Origin of the sequence: Cerasicoccus frondis (assembly GCA_031296915.1) — a bacterium.
GTDB lineage: Bacteria > Verrucomicrobiota > Verrucomicrobiia > Opitutales > Cerasicoccaceae > Cerasicoccus > Cerasicoccus frondis.
On the sequence record JAVDPC010000023.1, the window covers coordinates 55,146 to 75,853 of the forward strand.

Consider the following 20,708-nt stretch of genomic DNA (forward strand, 5'->3'; position numbering starts at 1 on the left):
AGGAATGAGTTTTTGAAAAACCGCTACTGATGAAAAATTTAGTCATAATCGGGATTCATCAGCAGTTCCAAATGGCTAGTTTTGAGCAGCGATCACATCGAGGAGGCCGCTTGAGCTGGATCTGACGCCGCAGATTCGACTTCTGGATCGAACCGAATTGGCCCTCCGCCATGCTTTTCGGCCTCGCAATCGTCCAGGAACTGCAGGAGTCGCTGACGATAAGCGTAAAATTTGTCCGTTTCCATGATCTCCTCACGGCTGCGCGGACGCTCGAAATCAATTTTCATCACCTGCCCAACTTTCGCCCGTGGACCGTTGGTCATCATACAAATGCGGTCGCACATGAAGATCGCTTCGTCCGGGTCGTGTGTAATGATCATCGTGGTGATGTGCTCGCGGTCAAGGATGCCGAGAATCACGTCCTGCAGCTCCATGCGCGTCAATGAGTCGAGGCGGCCAAAAGGCTCATCCAGCAGCAGCACCTTGGGCTTCAGCGCGATGGCGCGGGCGATGCCGACGCGTTGCTGCATGCCGCCAGAGAGCTCACGCGGATACTTGTGCATGGCGTCAGCGAGGCCGACCACGCTCAGCGAGTATTCCACGATGACGCGGCGCTGTTGCTTGGAGGCGTGCGGGTAAACCTGCTTCACGCCCATCATGACGTTTTGAAAAGCCGTCATCCAAGGCAGCAAACAAGGCGCCTGGAAAACCACGGCACGGTCAGGCCCAGGACCGTCGATTTCCTTACCGGCGACCACAATGCCGCCGTCTGAGATGTCATTGAGCCCGGCAACCATGGTTAGCACCGTGGATTTGCCGCAGCCGGAGTGACCGATCACGCCGATCACTTCGCCCTTTTTAATGGTCAGGTTAAAACCGTCGACAACCTTTACGGCCTCTCCGAAGGGATTCGGATAAGCTTTAACGAGGTTGGAAATTTCTACGTATCTTTCGTCAATCATGGTATGTCAGCGTTGATGATTGAGGGTGTTAGGCGGACCGCTTCGTCGCGGAATAATCGATTGGTTGAATGTCCGGCATGCTGAGGCCCTTATCGACGCGGAGCATCTTGGCCTCTTTGTTCATGGCGGTCATGAAGTGGATGATCTCGTTGCGCAGATGCTTGAATTCGGGGTTCGTATTCAGCGTTGTGCGATCACGAGGGCGATCGAGCGTTACAGGGAAAGACTCAGCCAATGTGGCTCCCGGGCCCATGGTCAGCGGAACAATCCGGTCGGCGAGCAACACGGCTTCGTCCACATCGTTGGTGATCATCACCACCGTACGCTTGTCTTCTTCCCAAATGCGGACGAGCTCGTCTTGCAAATTGGCGCGGGTCAAGGCGTCGAGCGCGGAAAGCGGCTCGTCCATCACCAGAACTTCAGGCTGCATTGAAAGCGTGCGAGCCAGCGAAACGCGTTGACGCATGCCGCCAGAGAGCTCACTGGGCTTCTTGTTGCGGGCTGGCGTAAGACTCACCATTTCGATGTAGCGCTCCACGTGCTCCTTCCGCTGCGCCTTGCTGTAGTGCGGGAAAACCTGCTTGGCGGCGAGCTCGATGTTACCATAAACCGTGAGCCACGGCAGCAGTGAATAATTTTGAAACACGATGCCGAGGTGCGGGCCCGGCTTGGTGACCTCCTTGCCCTTGAGCTTGATCACGCCGCTATCGGGGCGCAACAAACCGGTGAGTAGGGAAACCAGGGTGCTCTTGCCGCTGCCGGAGAATCCGACTACGGCGATGAACTCATTCTCCTCCACGGAGAGAGATGCGTCGCGCAAGACTTCGGTCCGAAAACCGTCCGGACCGAAGCCCACGCTGACATTTTCCATTTCCAGGAAAGCCATGATAACGTTGTCGTTAAAAGTTACTTTGCAGTGCAGAGTTAGATTGCAGTCGGGGCGCCGTCGAAGGACACCGAGCGCTGCAGAACAATCATGATGCGGTCGAGCAAGAGGCCGACAGCGCCGACCACGAAGACCACCACGAACATCTGGGCAAAGGTCTGTGAAGAACCATTGTTAAACATGTCCCAGACGAACTTACCAATGCCTTCACTGGAGGAAAGCAGCTCGGCGGCAATGAGCACCATCCACCCAACGCCGAGGGAGATGCGCAGGCCTGCAAAAATAAGTGGCAGCGCGGATGGCAAGACGATCTTGAACAGACGACTGACGAAGCCCAGGCGCAACACGCGGGCGACGTTCACGTGATCCTTTTCCACTGAGGCAACACCGAGAGCAGTGTTGACCAGTGTTGGCCACAGCGAACAGAGCGCTACCGTGATCGCCGAAGAGAGAAACGCCGGGTGAACGGGCGCCAGCTCGGGGTCGGAGATGAATCCGCCAACGATGATGAATACAATCGGAAGCCAGACAATCGGCGACACCGGCTTAAACAGCGCAATGAGCGGAGTCAATGCGGCCATGCAAACGCGACTCAAACCACAAACAACCCCCAGCGGGACAGCGATCGCGGTGCCAATGAAGAAGCCGACAAACACGCACCATACACTGCGGGCGATCTGACGCGGGAAGGTCCAGGGACGGGAGTATTCACTCTCAGAAATACGGGCGATGGCATCCTGCTTCTTGAGCACCTTTTCAGCGGCGTCAAATGTAGCCTTGCCCCCAGCAGCGGTCAGGAACGTGGCTTCGAGCTCATTTAGTTCAGACTCTTCACCAGCAATCTTGAGCGACTGGTTACCAGCGGTCAGGTAATCAAGGCGTTTGCTCAAATATTGAAGCTCTTCTTCGTAACCATTGTATTCTGAGCGAACAGCTTCCATTTCTGGAAATTTCTTGGTGTAGGCCGCGTCGATCTTAGCCTTAAAGTCCTTTTGCGCCTGCTTGTCCGCTTCCTGCTTGGTATCGAAAGCGGCAACCTTCGTCAAAAATGCGTCGCGAGCCGCAGCGTCATTAACCGGCAGCTTTTCGGCTTCGGCGATCAACGCCGCCTCGGTAGCCTTGGACTCGTCACGCGAGGCCTTACGCATTTCCTTGTATTGCTCCTGTAAGGGTGCAGCTTCGGCATCGATCTTCGCCTTGGCGGTCGCTTCGAGTTCATCGAGCTTTACCTTGGCGACGGCGGCGAGCGGCTCAAGCTCCGCGATACGTGCTTCGACGACAGCTAAAGCTTGCTCGCGGGCTTCACCTTCCAGCAGAAAGTCGGTCGCCTTTTGGTTTTCGCGGACGTGAAAGGTCCAGATGCCGTCAGCGGCGCTCTTCACCACACCAGGGGTCGGCACTTCGCCAGCCTTGGTCGTGTGGCGCGGCGCCAGGTAAGTCCAGACACCAAGGAAAACTACAAAGGTTACAATCGGCACGCCAATGAAGAGCAAAATTTTGCGAACTTGCTCCGGCGGATTTTCGCCACAAATCAGGCGAACGACGGGATCGAAGACCTGGAGGCCTGCGACGTCGAGTGCTTTGAGTATTTTGAATTTCATGGAAACGGTCAGCGTTTAGTTGAAATTATGTGTTGGTTCCTCAAGCCCGGCGGCGGGATGACTCACACCGCCGGACCAAGGGACATATACGTGTTGGGGAAAGTATCTGTGTTACTTGGAGGCGAGGCCGTCGGGGTCCTTATTGCCGATTTTGTGGCTGTTGATGTAGCCAATCGGGTCGCGACCATCGTATTCGACGCCATCAATAAACTCCGTGGTGGAAGGCTTGTAACCATCGGTATTCCACGGCACGTCACTGTTTTCAATGAGGCCTTCTTCAAGGAGAAGCGTAGCGGCCTGCAAATAGATGTCCGGTTGGTAGACCTTTTGAACTGTGTCGAAATACCAGCTGGCTGGCTTGGACTCAGTGATCTGACCCCAGCGGCGCATTTGCGTGAGGAACCAGATGCCGTCGCTATACCATGGGTAAGTTGCGTAGTGGTCGAAGAACACGTTGAATTCCGGCATTTCGCGGACATCGCTCTTTTGGAAGATGAATGTGCCGGTCATGGAGTTCTTGATGACGTCGTAATCAGCGCCCACGTAGTTCGGCTGGGAGAGAATACGGACTGCTTCCTCGCGATTCACGAAGTTGCCGTCAGCATCCTTTTCGTCGAGCCACTTGCCAGCGCGGATCAGGGCCTTAACCACGGCGATGTGGGTGTTTGGGTTAGCGGCGTTCCATTCCTTGGTGACGCCAAATACCTTCTCCGGATTATTCTTCCAGACATCATAGTTGGTGGTGACGGGAACGCCAATGCCCTTGGCGACGGCTTGCTGGTTCCACGGCTCACCCACACAGTAGCCTTGAATGTTGCCCGCTTCGAGCACGGTCGGCATCATGGGGGGGGGCGTTACAGACAACTCGACTTCGGCGTCGGTGCGGCCACCAGTGTCGGACTCAGTATACATGCCCGGGTGAATGTCCGATGCGGCCAACCAGTAACGCAGCTCATAGTTGTGAGTGGAAACCGGGAAAACCATGCCCATCTGGAGCTTTTCACCAGCGTCGAGCTTTTCTTCGACGATCGGCTTCAAGCCCTTGGCGGAAATCGGGTGCTTCGGCGTGGGCGTGTCGAGCTCCGGGTCGTTGAACTGCATTTCTTCCCAGATGGCGTTGGAAACGGTGATGCCGTTGCCATTGAGGTCCATCGTGAAAGCAGTGATGACGTCAGCCTGCGTGCCAATGCCGATCGTGGCGGCAATTGGTTGGCCAGAGAGCATGTGAGCGCCATCCAGGTTGCCGTTGATCACGTTGTCCAGCAACGTCTTCCAGTTTGGCTGCGCAATGACTTCGGCCTGGATGCCTTCGTCTTCAAAGAAGCCCTTTTCTTTAGCGATGACCAACGGAGCACAGTCCGTGAGTTTAATAAAGCCAAACTTCAACTCGTCCTTTTCGAGGTCCAGATCGGCAAATACCGAAGTGGCGCCCAGAGCGAGAATGGCGGCAGTGTGAATGAGTGTGCGTTTCATGAGTGTGTGTATTGCGAGTTAGCAGTGAAAAATTTGCGTTCGTGCCAAATTATTGCACCACACATGCCAACTAGCGGAAGTGGGCCTGAATCGCTCCCCCATTAATCTCATGCGATCTATGAATGATACTCATGCAACTCAGGACCCGCATAAAACCTAAGCATGAAACACCCATGCGCGTTTTCAGCCATTACATGAACACCCCTCATGTTAAAAATAGCACAGCTGACTGCAGCTTATGCAAAATATTAGGCGCCAAAATGATGCCAATTCGACCTAAACCCGCTTAAAATAGTGCAGTTACGCAGATCGATAAGCGCTTGAGGAAGCATCCATAATGGCCTGAGTCGGCACCCCACTCCACTCTGCCTGCTTGGCGCAGAGGGTTATCCAAGCAACATCAGCCGCAGAGATCTCCGTGCTTCCATTGGAGCAAAAATCGATGACCGGCTCTGGCAAGACGCCCAATCCGGCGCCGCGATCATACTCGCCACGCAAAATTTTCTCAACTCCTTGCGCCGTGCTTCCCAAAATCTGGGCGCGACGCATTTGGCGCGAAACCCGGACAATGTTCTCGGAGTCTGAGCAATAAGCGCAGCCTTTTTGGACTGCCTTCACCAAGGCTTCAAATTGTTGCGGGCGTTCAGTGATCTTGGACTTGAGCGCCAACAGGACCTTCTCAGGATGGTTCGGCGCCAAGTCATTGCTCATTGAGACTGTCCATCCCAAGCCTTCACGCACAGCTAAGCTGTTCCAGGGCTCACCCACGCAATAACCATCCAGCGTGCCTGCACGTAAATTACGCACCGCCTGGCCCGGCGGAATAACGACGATCTTAACATCGCGACTAGGATCCAGGCGGATGCTCGTCAACCACTGACGCAGAAGGAAGTAATGGCAGGAATCCAGGGACACAACGCCCAGCTTATACAGGCGCTGCCCGCGCATGGAGCGCACCTCGGCACGAAAATCGTCGGCTGTATTCACACCACGGCTTCGTATCCTGTTCGAGAGCGTGATGGCGTTGCCTATACGACTGGTTACCATCAACGCTTCGCAAGGTCGCGCCGCGACTTCATAGCCGATGGAAATTGACAGCGGCAGTGGCGCCAACGCATGGGCGGCATCCAATTCGCCATAAGCAATCTTGTGCTTGATCGTCGCCCAACCGAGCTCCCATGAGAGTTGTACTTTTAAGCCAGCTTCCTGGTAGTAGCCTAGCTCGCCCGCCAAGATATATGGCGCAGCATCAAGAAGCCGCACCAACCCGATCTTGATCGTGTTAGCATTATCTGGAGTAAGCGCCATGAATGGTATGGCGATTGCTAGCCAGTTCCATGCCATGATAGCGCCACTCGATACAAGACAGCTGATGACCATCGTTGCGGTCGCCCGCACCCGTAGTTTCACGGAGGCGGCGAAGACGCTTCATTTAACGCAATCAGCGGTCAGTCATGCGGTAAAAGCGCTGGAAACCGATGTCGGTCATCGGCTCTTTGAGCGCGAAGGTCGCCGCATCCGTCCCACAGAGCCGGGCGAATACATCATCCGCGAAGCCACGGAGATCCTTGCCCGCTTGGAGTCCATGCGCGAACGCATTGGCAATTTCGATGGCTGGGGCCGCGGGCGTCTGCGCGTTGGGGCCACTCCAGCCTGCTCCCACCTGGTGCTCCCCGAGATTATTCGCGAATTCAAGCAAAGCTTCCCGAGTTGCACGATCAGCATCAGCCCGGCGCCGAGCACACAGAACATCGAACGCTTGCGGCATAACGAAGTCGATCTCGTCCTGGCGTTTGGCATTGGTTCCGAAGCGTCCGATCTCGAAACACTCGACTGGTTTCAAGATGAATTACTCGTCGCGATGCCCCCCTTCCACTCATTAGCTGAAAAGGAAAAAGTCGACCTGAACGACCTCAGCGGCGAAACGCTCCACCTTTACGGAGGCAACAATCCCGCTGACGCCATCATCAAGGAAAAGCTCCACAGCCAGGGGGTGCGCCCGGCGGAGTTAATTGAAGTCGGCAGCATGGAGGCGATTTTGGAAATGGTGAAGATCGGCCAGGGACTCGCGTTTGCCCCCAAATGGGTGGCGGGCGTTTCGGAGACAGTCGGCAGCCTCACCTTCCGCCCGATCAACGACGGCGGGCCCACGCGTGACTGGCGTTTTTACTGGGCGCGCCAACACGAACTGACGCTTTTCGAAGAAACCTTCATTGGGCTCTGCCTTGAAGCCAAAGAACGTCTCTTGGGGCGCAATGTGCTCGAATACGCGTAGATTGAACGGCTATGCGGCCTCGATCCGAGGGAAAATTTAACTAGCACTCCCGGAGTGAATCCGACATGCTCCCACCATAAATGGAAAACGAGCCAAACCAAGCGGAACCAGAAGTCGTCGTCGAAAAGAAACCGATTAACCACCTGACTTACGTCGCGTGGGCGTTCATTTTCATTGGGACTCTGGCTTTAATCCAGACGGTGCAATCATTTGTCAACGAGCCTTTGGCGGCGCCCAACTTCCTCATGGTTTTCCTCGTCGTTGGCTGGGGCCTCTTGAAGCGCAAAGCCCTCTGGCGGACCTTTGCCCTCTCCTGCTCCTACGTGTTCTTCATTTTTACCTTGGGTAAGTTATTCATGGTCATCCGCACTCCAGACGCGCTTTCCGGCGCGCCACTCTCACAACTGATCATGTTCTGGCTGATCAGTGCGTTGATGCTCATTGGCGGCGGCTACGCCATCTGGGCGCTGCAAACCAAGTCCGTGCGCGAACAGTTCCACTCCAAGCTCTAACAAGCCGAGCCGTTCGTGCTTGAAGCCCGGCCCGGGATCGCTTGACTGCTGAGTTTCGCATCATGACCGATCCCCTGACCATCCAGCCTTTCACGCGCCCGGTGCGCGGACAAGTCACCCTGCCCGGCTCCAAGAGCATCACGAACCGCGCACTCATTCTCGCGGCGCTCTCCAAGGAGTCCCTCACGCTGGAAGGCGCGCTATTCAGCGACGACACCCGCATCATGGCCAACGCCCTGCGCGCGCTCGGCGTCACCGTCAGCGAAGACGAGGCGGGCAAGGAAATCTTTGTCAACGGCTGTGGCGGCCAAATCCCCAATGCGGAAGCCGAGATCTACGTGGGCAACGCTGGCACCGCCGCGCGTTTCCTCACCGCCATGCTCTGCCTGCGCAAGGATGGCGTCTTCAAGCTCGATGGCTCGGCGCCCATGCGTAAGCGTCCGATGCGTGGCCTGCTCGACGCCCTGGTCGCCCACGGCGCCGCCGAAGTCGAATACCACGGCGAACCAGGATTCTTCCCCTTCACCCTCAAAACCAAGGGCATGCCCGGCGGCGAGCTGAGCGTCGACGCCTCCGCCAGCAGCCAAATCCTCTCCGCGCTGCTCATGATCGCGCCGCTGGCCAATGGTCCACTGAAAATCACCCTTTCCGGCGAAACAGTTTCCCATCCGTTCATTGGGATGACGCTTGCGATGATCGAGCAGTTCGGCGTGCAGCCCCAGGGCGAATCCGACACTGGCCCCTTTCAGTTTGAGGGGGGGGGCGCCTACTACTACCCGCGACCAGCCTACGTGGTGGAACCCGACGCCACGGCCGCCAGCTACTATGCCATCCTGCCTTGGGTGGTTGGTGGCGAGCTGCTGCTCAAACGCTGCTACGGCATCGGTCTGCAAGGAGACATTAAATTCATTGAAGCCATTCAGCCGCTGGGGGCGTTTTTCAATGTCGAAGAAAGCGACCTCGTGGCGGAATTCCGCGAACGCAAAACGCCCGGCGTAGACATTAATTTCAACCCGATCTCGGACACGTTCCTCACGCTGGCCGCCATCACGCCCCTACTCGATGGGCCGACGACCATCTCCGGCATTGCCCACACCCGCCACCAGGAAACGGACCGCATCAACGCCATGGCCACGGAACTCCGCAAGCTCGGCCAACGCGTTGAAGAGACCGACGACAGCATGACGGTCTACCCGGACAAAGCCGCCCTCATCGCCAAGACCGCCGACGCCCCACTGGCCATCGACACCTACGAAGACCACCGCGTCGCCATGAGCTTTGGCATCCTGGGCAGTCACGATCTCCATGGCGATGGGCGCCCCTGGATCACGATCAACGACCCCGGCTGCTGCGCCAAGACGTTCCCCAATTTCTTCGACGTCCTCGCCAAACTACGCGGCTAAAACACGCCTACCTATTGCGCGCAAACGAGTTGCCACGCACACTGATTCGGTCAAATTAACGGGATGACATTACCAGCTCCACGCGATCAATTCTGTGGCTGCATCTGGCTGCCACGCATTCGATCCAAGGCTCAACTGTTCAAGGCGGGCAAACTGCCCAAAGACTATGTCCGCCCGTTTTGCCACCCCGTCGCGGCAGATGGACACTTCCTCGCCCATTTTCAAACGGACAAAGACGCCCTGCTCGCGGTGGTGGACCTGCCCGACGCCGAGTTCAAGGCGTGGTTCCTGGCCTTGCCCAACAACAGCGATGAGCTGATTGCCGAGTGGAACGAAATCGCCGTCAACCTCGGACGCCCGGGCTACCCGATGGATGAGCGTTTCGTGTGGGCGATGGAAAACCTTTATCCCGAAATGAAGCAGTACGACCCGGAAACCGTCTTCGAAATGATCGAATACGACGAAGGCATCCGCCCGACCGAATGAGCATCGAACTCGAAGACTGGGGCCGCACCCGCTACGCCGACTCGACACAGCGCCAACTCGACCGCGTCCAACAACGCCGCGATGGCGAAATCGGCGACGTGCTGATCTTCACTGAGCATGAGCCGGTTTACACCATCGGCCGTCGCAAAGACGCCCGCCAAAACCTGCTCCTCGACGAGGCCTCTCTCGCCGAGCGCGGTTTCGACTTGGCCGAGACCACTCGCGGCGGTGACATTACCTACCACGGCCCCGGCCAGTTGGTCGGCTACGCGATTCTTTCCCTCGAACACCGCAAAGACCTCCACCGCTACCTGCGCGACATCGAGCAAGTCCTAATCAACTCCCTCGGCGTCCTCGGCCTGGCCGCCGACCGCCGCGACGGCAAGACCGGCATCTGGCTCCAGAACCGTAAAATCGCCGCAATCGGCATAGCCGTCACCCGCTGGATCAGCTACCACGGCTTCGCCCTCAACGTCACCCCCGACCTCTCCCACTTCGCCGACATCGTCCCCTGCGGCATCGCGACTACCGACGGCAGCGTCACCAGCCTCCAGCAAGAACTCGCCGACCTCTGCCCCCCCATGGACGAAGTAAAGGCCGTCGTGGCGAATGAGTTCCAAGCCATCTTCGGCTAAGTCATCGCTCCCTTGAATCGACTGCCAGCCTTCCCCTCCTTTGCGACCTACTGTTCAAAACTAAAAACATTCCCCGCGCTTTAAAAACCCACTTAGCTTCCTTCGCGGACAAAAGCACGCCCTGCCCCGCAGCCCACAGACTGAGCACAACCTCGGCGTAGCCGTAGAATAGGTTTACGAACTCAAGCGCATCGACTCGGACTTCTTCAAGCAGGATTAGCAGACTCCCCCAAAGCCTTACCAGGCTTTGACCAAACAACCGTTGCTATGTTCGACCAACAACCGATGCTGTGTTAGGGAAACAACCGGTGCTGTGTTGAGACAACAACCGGGCGGTTGTTTTGCTAACATAGCATAAGGCTTTTTGAAAAAGGCTTAGTAGGCTTTTGGAAAACAGCCAACTAGCCTTCGCCAGATCCCCTGGAGAACCGCCAACCCTCAGAAAACGGTATAATCTGCGGCGATCCTGTCGATTGTCTGACGATGCGAGATGTCCGCAACGACCTGCCGGACCTGATTGGCTCCACGCCAAGCTTGCCCAGCATTTCGTTTTCATCTGTACGGCGCCTTAAAGGAGGCCAGTTCCAAGCATACCGCAGTTGGAAATCATTACACGACCAGTCGGTTTCCGCTCTACACAAGCATAGGCATGCATGATAGAATCCCACTCACCTGCAAATGGGGACTCGATAGTTTGGCATCTATCTACGCCCAAAAAGCAGACGCATACAATAAGTCAGCCATCCCCCAACGGCTCACCCTTAGGCGATTGATTCTCGTGCTGTAGACTCGGGAAACGAAACCAGTTATGAACTTCATTGTCTTCTTCACCGATCAGCAACGCTGGGACACCATGGGGCTCCATGGCAATCCGATGGGCTTGACGCCGCACCTTGACCGCTTGGCGCGACAAGGCACTTTTTTCCGCGAAGCCGTGACGCCACAACCAGTCTGCGGTCCAGCCAGAAGTTGCATCCAAACCGGGCAATACGCGACGACAACGGGCGTCTGGCGAAACGGCATCGGACTCAAGCCCGATGCGCGGAATCTGGGCGAGTTGTTCAGCGAAGCCGGCTACCACACGGCCTATATCGGCAAATGGCATCTATCAGAAAATACCGGGAAAGCAGCAGTGCCCGCAGAAAACCGACGAGGCTATGCTGAATGGCTTGGCGCCAATTGCCCGGAGCTAGTCAGCGGCCCCTACTCTGCCCGCTTTTGGGACTCTGAAAATGACCCCATCGACCTGCCCGGTTATCGCTCAGATGCGCAGGCGGATGCCGCGATTCGGTTCATCAATAAAATGAACGACTCAGAGAAACCTTACTTTCTTTTTCTCTCTTTTCTGGAGCCGCATCATCAAAACGCAGATGACAATTATCCGGCCCCTCACCGCATGGAAACGATTTACCATGGCAATTGGCTTCCACCGGACCTCCAGGCATTGAGTGGCAGCAGCGCAAAAGATTGGGCTGGCTACTGCGCCATGGTGAAGCGCCTCGATGACTCGCTTGGTCGAGTAATGGACGCACTGGAATCCACAGGGCAGGCAGAAGAAACTGTCGTCGTGTTCTTTAGCGATCACGGGTGCCATTTCAAAACGAGGAACGCGGAATACAAACGCAGCCCCCATGAGTCCTCGGTGCGCATTCCGTTAGCCTTCTGGGGGCCAAAATGGAACGGCGGCGGCGAACATGGCTGCCCCGCTAGCTTAGTTGACGTCGCGGCATCGCTCTTGGATACAGCAGGGATCGCCATTCCAGATTTCATGGAAGGAAATTCGCTTCTGCCAGTCACCCGGGGAGAGCGTGGACACTTGCCCGAGGAGAGCTTTATTCAATTTGGCGATGTTAACATGCCTCCCGGGAGAGCCATTCGCACCGAGCGCTGGAAATACGCCGTCAGCGCGCCTGCCGAATACACAGACCAAGGTCATGCAGCGGTCTACCAGGAGCTATGCCTGTATGATTTACAGACTGATCCCTATGAGCTTCGCAATCTCATTTCCAATGCTGCGAGGTCAGGCATTCGCGAGCAATTGCGCAGTAGATTAATTAAGCGAATGCAAGCAAGTGGAGAACAAGATTTTACCATCATCACTACGGACAATTCGATGTGACAGGGCTTCAATCGTCTACTCTTCCTCTGGCGCCTTGGCTTTTTCAAAGGCTGCCTTGTCCGCAAGTGAAACGTGCCCTTCCACCATACCATTATCCAAGGGATCATCAATACGGGCAGCAAGATCGCGGAACAGCTTACGAATATCAATAATGCCGCCGATCAAGAACCATATAGTGGATATAATGCCGAGAACAGCCGTCACACAAAGACTCGTTATAAAAAAGTAGCGACTCCACCAATGTGCTGGCCATGGAGAAATCAAATTCCATATGAGCACCGCACAGAAGCATATGCCAAATTTGTATATCAGCGCATATCCAAAGACTGAGTAAGCGATGATGCGATCTCCAAGCGAATACTCAGGCGTAACGCCAATGAGCTTTTTGAAACCATTGCGCAGACTCCATCGGAACGGCTCCTTGTATTCATTGGCGACATCGTATTCACCACGATGCAACAAACGATCCAAATTAAACGGCTTACGCTGCGTAAGCGCCGACCCCACCACATAGGCTGTGATGCCGCTTAACATCGCCATAAAATATAGCTCATAGGAGTTGATCGGAAATTTGACTGCATCCATCTGCCAGACAATATAAGGATTAAAAGGTCTGGAGACATTCTCTAATAGGTTGCCGATTGGAGCAATCCAGTCACGGGCATCAAGCCAAGGATAAACACTGTCGGCCCAATTGCGCTGCAATAAGAGACCAACCAGCGATAGACCGGAACCGAATACAAGCGAACAGAACGCGCCCACGGAATTGCCGAATCGGCTATATAGACCGAATATCATAATCGGGCCAGCGCCACCTAGCCATAGCCCAGTCATGATTACAGTGAACATCATGATGTAGTCGAGCTGGACAAAGAAGATCGAAACGACAAAGAAAAACAGGCAAACCCCGACAGAAGACAGGCGCAGCACGATCAAGTGTTGCTTCGGCGTAAAGGGCTTCTTCCTAAATGGAAGTATGATATCTTGAACGATTGTGGACGATGCGTTAAACACTCGCGAGTCGTCCGTAGATATCAGAAGCATCAGCATGAGCAGACAGAACAAGCCCATCAGGCCGATCGGCAGAATGTTTCTCAACGCTACCGGCAACATCATCTGATGATAGAGCGTCCTGAATTTCTGGAACTCAAGATTCCCTTCAGGAGTTCCCGTCAAGGTTGCACGCGCTGTCTCGAGGTAAGGAGTATCAATATTGTTTTCACGCGATAGTGGGACATCCACTCCGATCGCGTGAGTCGAGACCGGGATTTGCGCCAATCGTTCATTGAGTTCTCTCCTCAGTTTCGGGTCAGCAACAGATTCCTCTGCGACTTTTGCCGTTAAGTCATTACGTATCTCGTGAGTTTGATTGGCAAACTTCTGATGGGTCATCAGCGCGATCATCATGACTGCAATCAGCAGAAGCATCAATTGCGCATAAAGGGAGCGCCAGGTGCCAAGTATTCCCGCCATCTTTTGCTCGTGAGGCGTGCGTCCACAATTGGTCGTATCATTGCCAATCCAGCTCGCACGATTCAGGATATTGCCCATGATCGTCACCATCAGTGCAAAGATATTGAAATCACGCAGTTTCTCGATGTCGAACGGGTTGATAAAACTCTCGCCTTGCGCCCGATCCATCATCACTGGCCCAATAGTGTCATTCCAACCGAAGTTCAGAAAGACATACCCAGCTACAATGACAAATATCGGATAGCTCATCAGCCCCTGAATCGCATCGGATATAAGTAAGGAAATGCGACCACCAGGCCAGATAACCACCATGCACAAACAGAGCGAAGCGGCCACAATCAAACCAAAAGTAGGCATGTTTATGCCTAGAATCGTTAATCGGTGCGGCAATCCCAGGAAGTAGATGAAGAAATTCGCTGCGACTGCTGGCCCGATCGCATTGGTCACCATTTCCGAGAAAGTTCGCAAGCCTGCAGCAACGATCCGCAGAGGGCGGTTATAACGCATCTCCAAAAACTGTCCGATCGAGAGAGAACGCGTTTCGCGGAATCGATACACGCAATATCCCGTCAATCCCATGATGACCCAAACCGGAACCGTCAAATACTCCCAGAACGAAAGCGCATAGCCCACCTGATATTTAGCCTCAACCAAGGCCACAAGCGTGATAACGCTCAGCCCTGAAGTTAAGTCACCCGCCGATATCACATACCGACCAGCCACACGGCCCGCCGCCAGGAAGTCAACCACGCCACGTACGTAACGACGGCTATACACTGCCAACACCAAGACCACGATTACGGGGCCGACCGCAATAATCCAATCCAACCAATGCATGATTATCTTCTAAGCTGGTTAACTATGCGCCCGAAACACGAGGCATGGGTAAGACTTCCTTAGCCATTTCAGCTTGCAGAAAACGTTGGAGCAATCGCGCCTTGATGTCTGCATAGGCAGGATCATTGAAGCGGTTCTGAAATTCACCCGGGTCGTTTTTCAAATCGAAGAGTTCACCCTCACTAAAGTTTCGATATACAGTGATTTTGTAATTAGCCTCAATATAGGTTTTCAGTTCACACACGCCAGGTTCATGGTTATTTTCAACGATACAGTGGTCACGCGCTTCATCGTGATTTCCAAGCCAAACATCCAGTTGGTCTACTCCTGTCATGCAGTTCGGCCGATCCAGCCCGGCAGCCGCTAAGAAACTAACCGGCAGATCAACCAAACTTTGCAAGGCGTCGGATCGAACACCCTGAGGCGTCTGTCCAGGCCAGGATATGATCAGCGGCACTTTGACGCCGTCTTCATAATGAAATGGTCCTTTTGCAGTGAGATTATGCTGCCCAAAATAATGTCCGTGGTCAGAGGTAAAAGTAATGAGTGTGTTGTCCGCAATGCCCAGCTCTTCAATTTTATCCAAGGTCTTGCCAATGTAATGGTCCATACATGACACCATACCATAGTAAATCGCCATGTCCTGCCTCTTGGCTTGCTCCGAATGCAAATGGCTGTGAACGCCATGCAAATAGGTATCCGTGGCCAGCCCCAAAGCCTTCAACTCAGGATTGTTCAACTGGGATAGTTTATGAAATAGCGGATTATTTTCGTGCTCTCCTTCCAGTCCCTCGGGCAACGTTAAGCGATCCGGATCATACATGCTCGCCCATGGCTCTGGCACAAGGTACGGTGGATGTGGATCAAAGTAGCTCGACCAGAGAAAAAATGGAGCGCCATTCTCCACATAATTTTCCATGAGCTCATTGGTGCACTCGCTGATCCACGCGTTGTAATGGTATTCTTCAGGAATATTCCATGCCCCGTATTGAGGTTCTGCATTGCCCGTTTTTCTTTGAAAATAATCTCTCCAATTTGTAATTCCCTTTTCCTCCAGCCAGAGCGCATAGTGCTGTCCAACATGAGCCTCATCGGCGTGGTTCCTCGCCAGCTTGAAATCATCAAATCCGTAGAATGGCCCGTTAAAATCCTTCCAAAAAGCGAGGTCCTGTAAAATCGGATATGATTCCAGTGAAGGGTATGCTTCTGTAGACCTCAAAGGCTGGAAATGCGCTTTTCCCACCAGCGCGGTTTTATATCCGTGCTCACGCCATACATCGTTCACCGTGGGCACAGATTCATGCAGCTTCGTGCCTAATGAGTAAGCCCCATGCTGGCTAGGATACATCCCAGTCAGAATACTGGACCGCGTAGGAGTACAGGTTGGATTTGGGCAGTATGCACGATCAAATATGACTCCTGCTCGGGCAAGACGGTCCAAATTGGGCGTATTGATCTCGGGATTATTGTAGCCCAAAGTCATCCAATGCTGCTGATCACTCGTGATAAGCAGTATGTTAGGTTTCGAATTTTTCGTCATTCAGCTACTGTATGAAAATTCCGTTTTCCGTTTCCAAAACACGCTCACGAAACTCGCGAACGCTAACCCCTTTAGGATTTGGGTCACCTTCGGACGGCGGTATATCGGTGAGGAAAAAAGTTGTTCGCGTGCGCGAGCTAACGGACCGCGGTGAACTGACGACCTTGATCCAGCCTTCATCGTCATCCGCCACCGCAACCTTCAGCCATGCTTTGCGCTCCTCTGGGTAATCCACCACTGTGGAATCAAGGGCCTTCAGCAGTAGGCTTTGCCCCGATAGCTGGATCGCCATGTCCCGCGCCGAAAAATTAAATACGCGAAACGCGCCCACCGGATGCTGCTCGATTGATGCATCGATGACGGCGCTCCGATAATACGGCTTCCCATCCCGAAACTCGGTTCGCAGCACAACCAAAAAGGGGCCTTCGCCAGAGGGAAGATTCATTTGCGCTACCGGCTTTTTCACCGGCGGTAATCCATCATCGGAAATCTCCTCAACGTAAAACTGTATCCGCCCATCCAGGGGCGCTTCGTATAGCTGCGAGAATGATCCGGCGCTCACGAAAAGCTTCTTTGTCTCGCCTTCGTAATCGTAATAAAACTGGGGCGTATCGTGCATCGAAACGAGGCGGAACTTTACCGGCGCTTCAACCTGCCCGAAACATTGGGCAACGCTCGCCAGCAAAAATAATCCTAGCGCCCAACGCTTCATTATACTTCGTCTGCGTTTAACCATCGAAATGAAATGATTTTAAATTTACGCCCAAACAAACGGTTTTGCTCAAGGCTCACCGGCCCTTCAGGTGGATCACTATTAATAACATACTCAGGCATCCGCTGGACCACAGCCTCACACCAAGCAATTGAAACAACCTCCGAAGTAATCGGATCCAGCGCCTCACCACAGGCGCGAATCGTAAATGTGTCCGAGCGCGCAGTGAGATTGCTCCCAATGGTGGACAGTATGTCGGCCTGAGTCACGTATTTCGGGGCAAAGGCAGAGCGGTTGCTGTAAGGCCGCGCGGGCTCATCGCCCCCCCATATTTTTTCTTTCTCGTAGTGAGTCGAAATTTGGTTCGCCTTCAAAACATCGGTCATTTCATCGTCCGTCCAAAAAGGCAGGGAGGCATCATTTACCGGGAAGTTCACATCGGTGCGATCAAGCGCCGCCTGCAAAGTCCCGCGGAAGTCCTCATGCTCGAACGATTCGTTGTTGGCATTGGAGTCGTTCGTATCCGGATTGTCCACCAACCGTCGATTCACGAAATCTGAAAGCGAGGTGAACGGACCACGGTTTTTAATTTCGATGACGATGTTGTGCGCCAACTGGCCAATCTGTTCATCCGTAAGCGTACGGTAGCCTTGCCAGGGGTCATTCGGATCATCATCGCCGGTTGGCCGATGAAAACGTGAAAAGGCTGCGCCCATCGACGCAGAGCTAGCGGCATCGGGGTTTTCCGGATCATACTCCAAGTCATTCAGGCCGCCTAGCACGGCACGCCAGGCTTGCTCGGATGTTGAGTTGATATTGAATCCGCCCTCCAACAACAGACCTGCGGCAGCTTGATCCGGGTCACGCAAATCAACCTCACCGTAGCGCAGCAGTCGCTGATTGGGGAGCTCGTTCGAGATCGCGCCGCTGGCAGGCACAGTGGAGAAAAAATATCGATCCCACAGCCCACGATTTAACAAATATGAAATGTCGTAATAGCCGATCATATCCGCCTGCAATCCGCCATTAGTAGCGCCGTCAGCGCGTGCTAGCTGGTAACCCGCCGGTGTGCTGGAGTCCTGATCGTTCAGGCGAAAGTCCGCCAAGCTGTTTCCGATAGGATACGAGGGATACGCCCCAACCAACGACAGGTTGGCGTGTTGAAGCTGGCCAATCGAAAACAGTGGTTCGTCACCATAGGGTGCCTCAAATAAAGTCGCATCTACCGGCGCCCCATTCGTCCAATCGTGACCACTGCCAGCCGAGGCCCGATTGGCCTCATCCCCTTCATTGATCTGAAATTTTTGCCAGGGAGTCGTGACTCCTTCGGAGCCCGTCGTCGCGGTGAAGAGGACATTAAAGTCTTTGTCCCGTCCAGTTCGGCCCGTACGAACTGCCCGCATATTTCCCTGCGCAACCCAACGCGTTGGAAACATGAACTGCCCTGTATTATATTGTGCATTCGAACCGTCACCCGAGAACAGCGCCTGCGTAACAAAGGTATATGAAGGAGGCAGCGCATCGCCCGGCGGGTCGTAGAATAACTGCTCCGGGCCTTGCATCACCGAGACTCCGCCATCATCCGCGCTATACTCATCATAGATGATGCTCTCATCCAACACTCGCCGACCTCCGTCGCTATCGGTGCTTTGCACGAGCACAGTAGACAAGCCCATGCGGTTAACAACATTCCCCGACCAGCTAATTCCCTGATGAGTTTGATACCAATTGAGATCCTCCGATGCCGGATTATACAAAATTGAATCTTGGTTAAGGTTCTCGCTCATCGCGACTCGGTCGTCAGACGGCTCGCCGAAATACACATACATTTGACCGTTCTGACCATCCGCTAAGCTCTTGCCCTTCATCTGCCATTTTCCAGCAAAATTCCCCCAATAATTAAACGACGCCAAACGGAAAATTTTGTTCTCTTCCCCTTCCTCAAAAGTGGCTATCGGAATTGATACATAAGACGCCGGTTCAGGCTCTATATTTTCCAGCACGGGCAGATTAGATTCCGAGTAAAGATCACCACTTGACGATGCCGGCAGCGAAAATATCAAGCTCTGCCCCGGGGGAATGTCCGGGCATTTCAATCGGAAACGCATGAACTCTAAATTCGAATGATTGCCATCGGAATCCCTCAGAAAATCAAATGACGCCTTCTCTCGCCATTCATAGGATTCGGTCGAAAGCTCACTGCCATCTTCGGCATACTTGGTGAGTTCGCTGGGGTCGTAAACATCCAAGCTAACGGCAACATTCCAAGTTGGGTAAATTCCTACTTCAAAGTTGCCTCCATCCTCCACTTCTTCCGGAGCCTTCAGCGTAAAATTATATGGGTTCCAAATCACGACCAGCGGGTAGAGATTCAAATTAATGTCCACACCTGGCGCCGGTATGCCACCTGGCGCCGCTCGAAAGCCTAAGGAGACGTAGGTTAAAACCGGCGCAATGCCGACATCATCCACTGAGCCGGACTTGTCATGCGACGGTAAGCGAACATCAACGCTACCAGTATTGGGGTCCACGCGGGTTTGCGCAAAAGACTTCAGATGCCGCCAAGTCGGGATCGCGTAGCCCGTCGCATCGTCCGCATGAGGCGTCCACAGCCGGTTCCCATCATAGGTCTGGTCGGTGTTGGCAGCAGTATAATTCGCGTCGAGCAAAGTCGTCAGGTCACGCTTTAAGCCACCGGCATAGGTATCGGATAGCACGGATGTGGAATACGTGGTCAGGTCATGGTAACGATGTTTAATGACATCCAGAAAACCATTCTGGTCTGGCGATAAGAGCGCTAAATCTTCTAAGCCACTCGCCCGCTCCCAATTGGCTTCTGCTTCGTAGCGGCTGCCAATTCGCGCGGCAGCCAACTGATCGACCGATAAAAGCGGTTCTTCAAAATCAACCTCCACCGCCTGATCCATTAACTCTATTGCGCTGCGAGTGGCATTGCGAAAAGCATATTTCTTTTGCGCTGTGTCAGTCTCAAGCATTAGGTTCGCGCGCGCTTTCATGCCCTCGTCTCCAACCCACCAGGCATAGCGGCCGGTTAAACCGGAACCGGCGTTCCCTATGTCGACCAATGGCGCGACAACATAGTCGGACGGGTGAAGCGGGCTCACGCTCCCTGGGCCAACCAACAGACGCGCATCATGCGCCTCGCCCTGTGAATCTATGATTTGTAGATCGCTAGAAACTGCGGTCGCGTCACTTGGCACGCTTATCGTCGCATCCGGTAAGAACTTGAAGTCTGTATTTTCCGGAGCATTTATGATCTCACCATCGGCCCCGATATCAGTTGCCGGATTGAAAGGCGCGCCTTCGTTTCCACTGACTAGCCAGCTTAGCAGCTTCGCCGAAGAGCCCTGCTGGTTGATCAGGTTCGGATCAGTCAACTGCGCGACAATTGCCTCGGGTGTAGCTTCATAATCGGGGGCAATGGAGCTGCCATAGACGCCCACCCAGTGACTAGCAAAGTCTGGATTGGGATATTCCAGCTCTGCAAGTGCGGTAATGCGCTGATCTGGCCCCGCATTTTTCTGAAGTTCTCCCAGTGCAACCTGTAGCCCCATCAACGCATTCGTCTCAGCCTGCGATTTTAGCCTGGCTGTAGAAGACGCCTGCACCTCTATCTGCGTCATCGATACCAGTGAGGTAAACAGGATAAACATGAACGTCATGAGCAATAAGCTCACGATCAGCGCAAAGCCCTTCGCTTTAGCGTGCCTCTCATAACTGCTTGCGTTACACATACTGGGGTAGAATTTCGTTGGGTGAATTTAAGATTTATC

At 54.1% G+C, this 20,708-nt stretch carries 15 protein-coding genes; 6 read left to right on the top strand and 9 right to left on the bottom strand.

Annotation, left to right across the window (positions count from 1 at the left end):
* Positions 1-92 precede the first annotated feature (92 nt).
* From RBB63_RS16975 to RBB63_RS16995, 5 genes are all read right to left on the bottom strand, one after another.
* The gene (locus tag RBB63_RS16975) at positions 93-962 is read right to left on the bottom strand and encodes an ABC transporter ATP-binding protein (protein ID WP_309386178.1); all 870 of its coding nucleotides are present in this window, start codon (positions 960-962) and stop codon (positions 93-95) included.
* A 28-nt stretch (positions 963-990) separates the two neighbouring features.
* Positions 991-1,848, bottom strand: a complete 858-nt coding sequence (locus RBB63_RS16980) for an ABC transporter ATP-binding protein (protein ID WP_309386179.1) — start codon at positions 1,846-1,848, stop codon at positions 991-993.
* 38 nt (positions 1,849-1,886) lie between these two features.
* A complete protein-coding gene (locus tag RBB63_RS16985; RefSeq protein ID WP_309386180.1) occupies positions 1,887-3,449 on the bottom strand; it encodes an ABC transporter permease subunit in 1,563 nt (520 codons plus the stop codon).
* A 111-nt stretch (positions 3,450-3,560) separates the two neighbouring features.
* Positions 3,561-4,922: a CmpA/NrtA family ABC transporter substrate-binding protein gene (locus tag RBB63_RS16990; RefSeq protein ID WP_309386181.1), complete on the bottom strand. Its 1,362-nt coding sequence runs from the start codon at positions 4,920-4,922 to the stop codon at positions 3,561-3,563.
* A 300-nt stretch (positions 4,923-5,222) separates the two neighbouring features.
* Positions 5,223-6,266: a CmpA/NrtA family ABC transporter substrate-binding protein gene (locus RBB63_RS16995; protein ID WP_309386182.1), complete on the bottom strand. Its 1,044-nt coding sequence runs from the start codon at positions 6,264-6,266 to the stop codon at positions 5,223-5,225.
* On the opposite strand from RBB63_RS16995, the gene RBB63_RS17000 reads away from it, so the two are divergent.
* The 6 genes from RBB63_RS17000 to RBB63_RS17025 all read left to right on the top strand — a co-directional run bounded on the left by RBB63_RS17000 (position 6,265) and on the right by RBB63_RS17025 (position 12,352).
* Positions 6,265-7,197 (top strand): LysR family transcriptional regulator, encoded by a 933-nt coding sequence (locus RBB63_RS17000; protein WP_309386183.1) that lies wholly within the window; start codon positions 6,265-6,267, stop codon positions 7,195-7,197. The genes RBB63_RS16995 and RBB63_RS17000 overlap by 2 nt on opposite strands.
* An 80-nt stretch (positions 7,198-7,277) precedes the next feature.
* Entirely contained in the window at positions 7,278-7,709 is a 432-nt protein-coding gene (locus RBB63_RS17005; RefSeq protein ID WP_309386184.1) for a hypothetical protein, read from the top strand.
* A gap of 62 nt (positions 7,710-7,771) precedes the next feature.
* Complete coding sequence (gene aroA, locus RBB63_RS17010) at positions 7,772-9,112, top strand: 3-phosphoshikimate 1-carboxyvinyltransferase (RefSeq protein ID WP_309386185.1); 1,341 nt, start codon at positions 7,772-7,774, stop codon at positions 9,110-9,112.
* 63 nt (positions 9,113-9,175) lie between these two features.
* A complete protein-coding gene (locus RBB63_RS17015; RefSeq protein WP_309386186.1) occupies positions 9,176-9,598 on the top strand; it encodes a DUF5069 domain-containing protein in 423 nt (140 codons plus the stop codon).
* Positions 9,595-10,233, top strand: coding sequence for a lipoyl(octanoyl) transferase LipB (gene lipB / locus RBB63_RS17020; protein ID WP_309386187.1), 639 nt, complete (start codon positions 9,595-9,597; stop codon positions 10,231-10,233). The genes RBB63_RS17015 and lipB overlap by 4 nt, the downstream gene beginning before the upstream one ends.
* Positions 10,234-11,041: 808 nt before the next feature.
* Positions 11,042-12,352, top strand: a complete 1,311-nt coding sequence (locus RBB63_RS17025; protein WP_309386188.1) for a sulfatase-like hydrolase/transferase — start codon at positions 11,042-11,044, stop codon at positions 12,350-12,352.
* 15 nt (positions 12,353-12,367) lie between these two features.
* On the opposite strand, the gene RBB63_RS17030 is transcribed toward RBB63_RS17025, so the two are convergent.
* The 4 genes from RBB63_RS17030 to RBB63_RS17045 form a co-directional block, all read right to left on the bottom strand.
* Positions 12,368-14,662: a sodium:solute symporter family transporter gene (locus RBB63_RS17030; RefSeq protein WP_309386189.1), complete on the bottom strand. Its 2,295-nt coding sequence runs from the start codon at positions 14,660-14,662 to the stop codon at positions 12,368-12,370.
* A gap of 22 nt (positions 14,663-14,684) precedes the next feature.
* A complete protein-coding gene (locus RBB63_RS17035) occupies positions 14,685-16,202 on the bottom strand; it encodes a sulfatase family protein (RefSeq protein WP_309386190.1) in 1,518 nt (505 codons plus the stop codon).
* Positions 16,203-16,206: 4 nt separating this feature from the next.
* Positions 16,207-16,821 carry a hypothetical protein gene (locus RBB63_RS17040; protein ID WP_309386191.1) on the bottom strand — a complete coding sequence of 205 codons (615 nt, stop codon included), beginning with the start codon at positions 16,819-16,821 and terminating at the stop codon, positions 16,207-16,209.
* Between the two features lie 92 nt (positions 16,822-16,913).
* Positions 16,914-20,669, bottom strand: coding sequence for a hypothetical protein (locus RBB63_RS17045; protein WP_309386192.1), 3,756 nt, complete (start codon positions 20,667-20,669; stop codon positions 16,914-16,916).
* Positions 20,670-20,708: the final 39 nt, after the last annotated feature.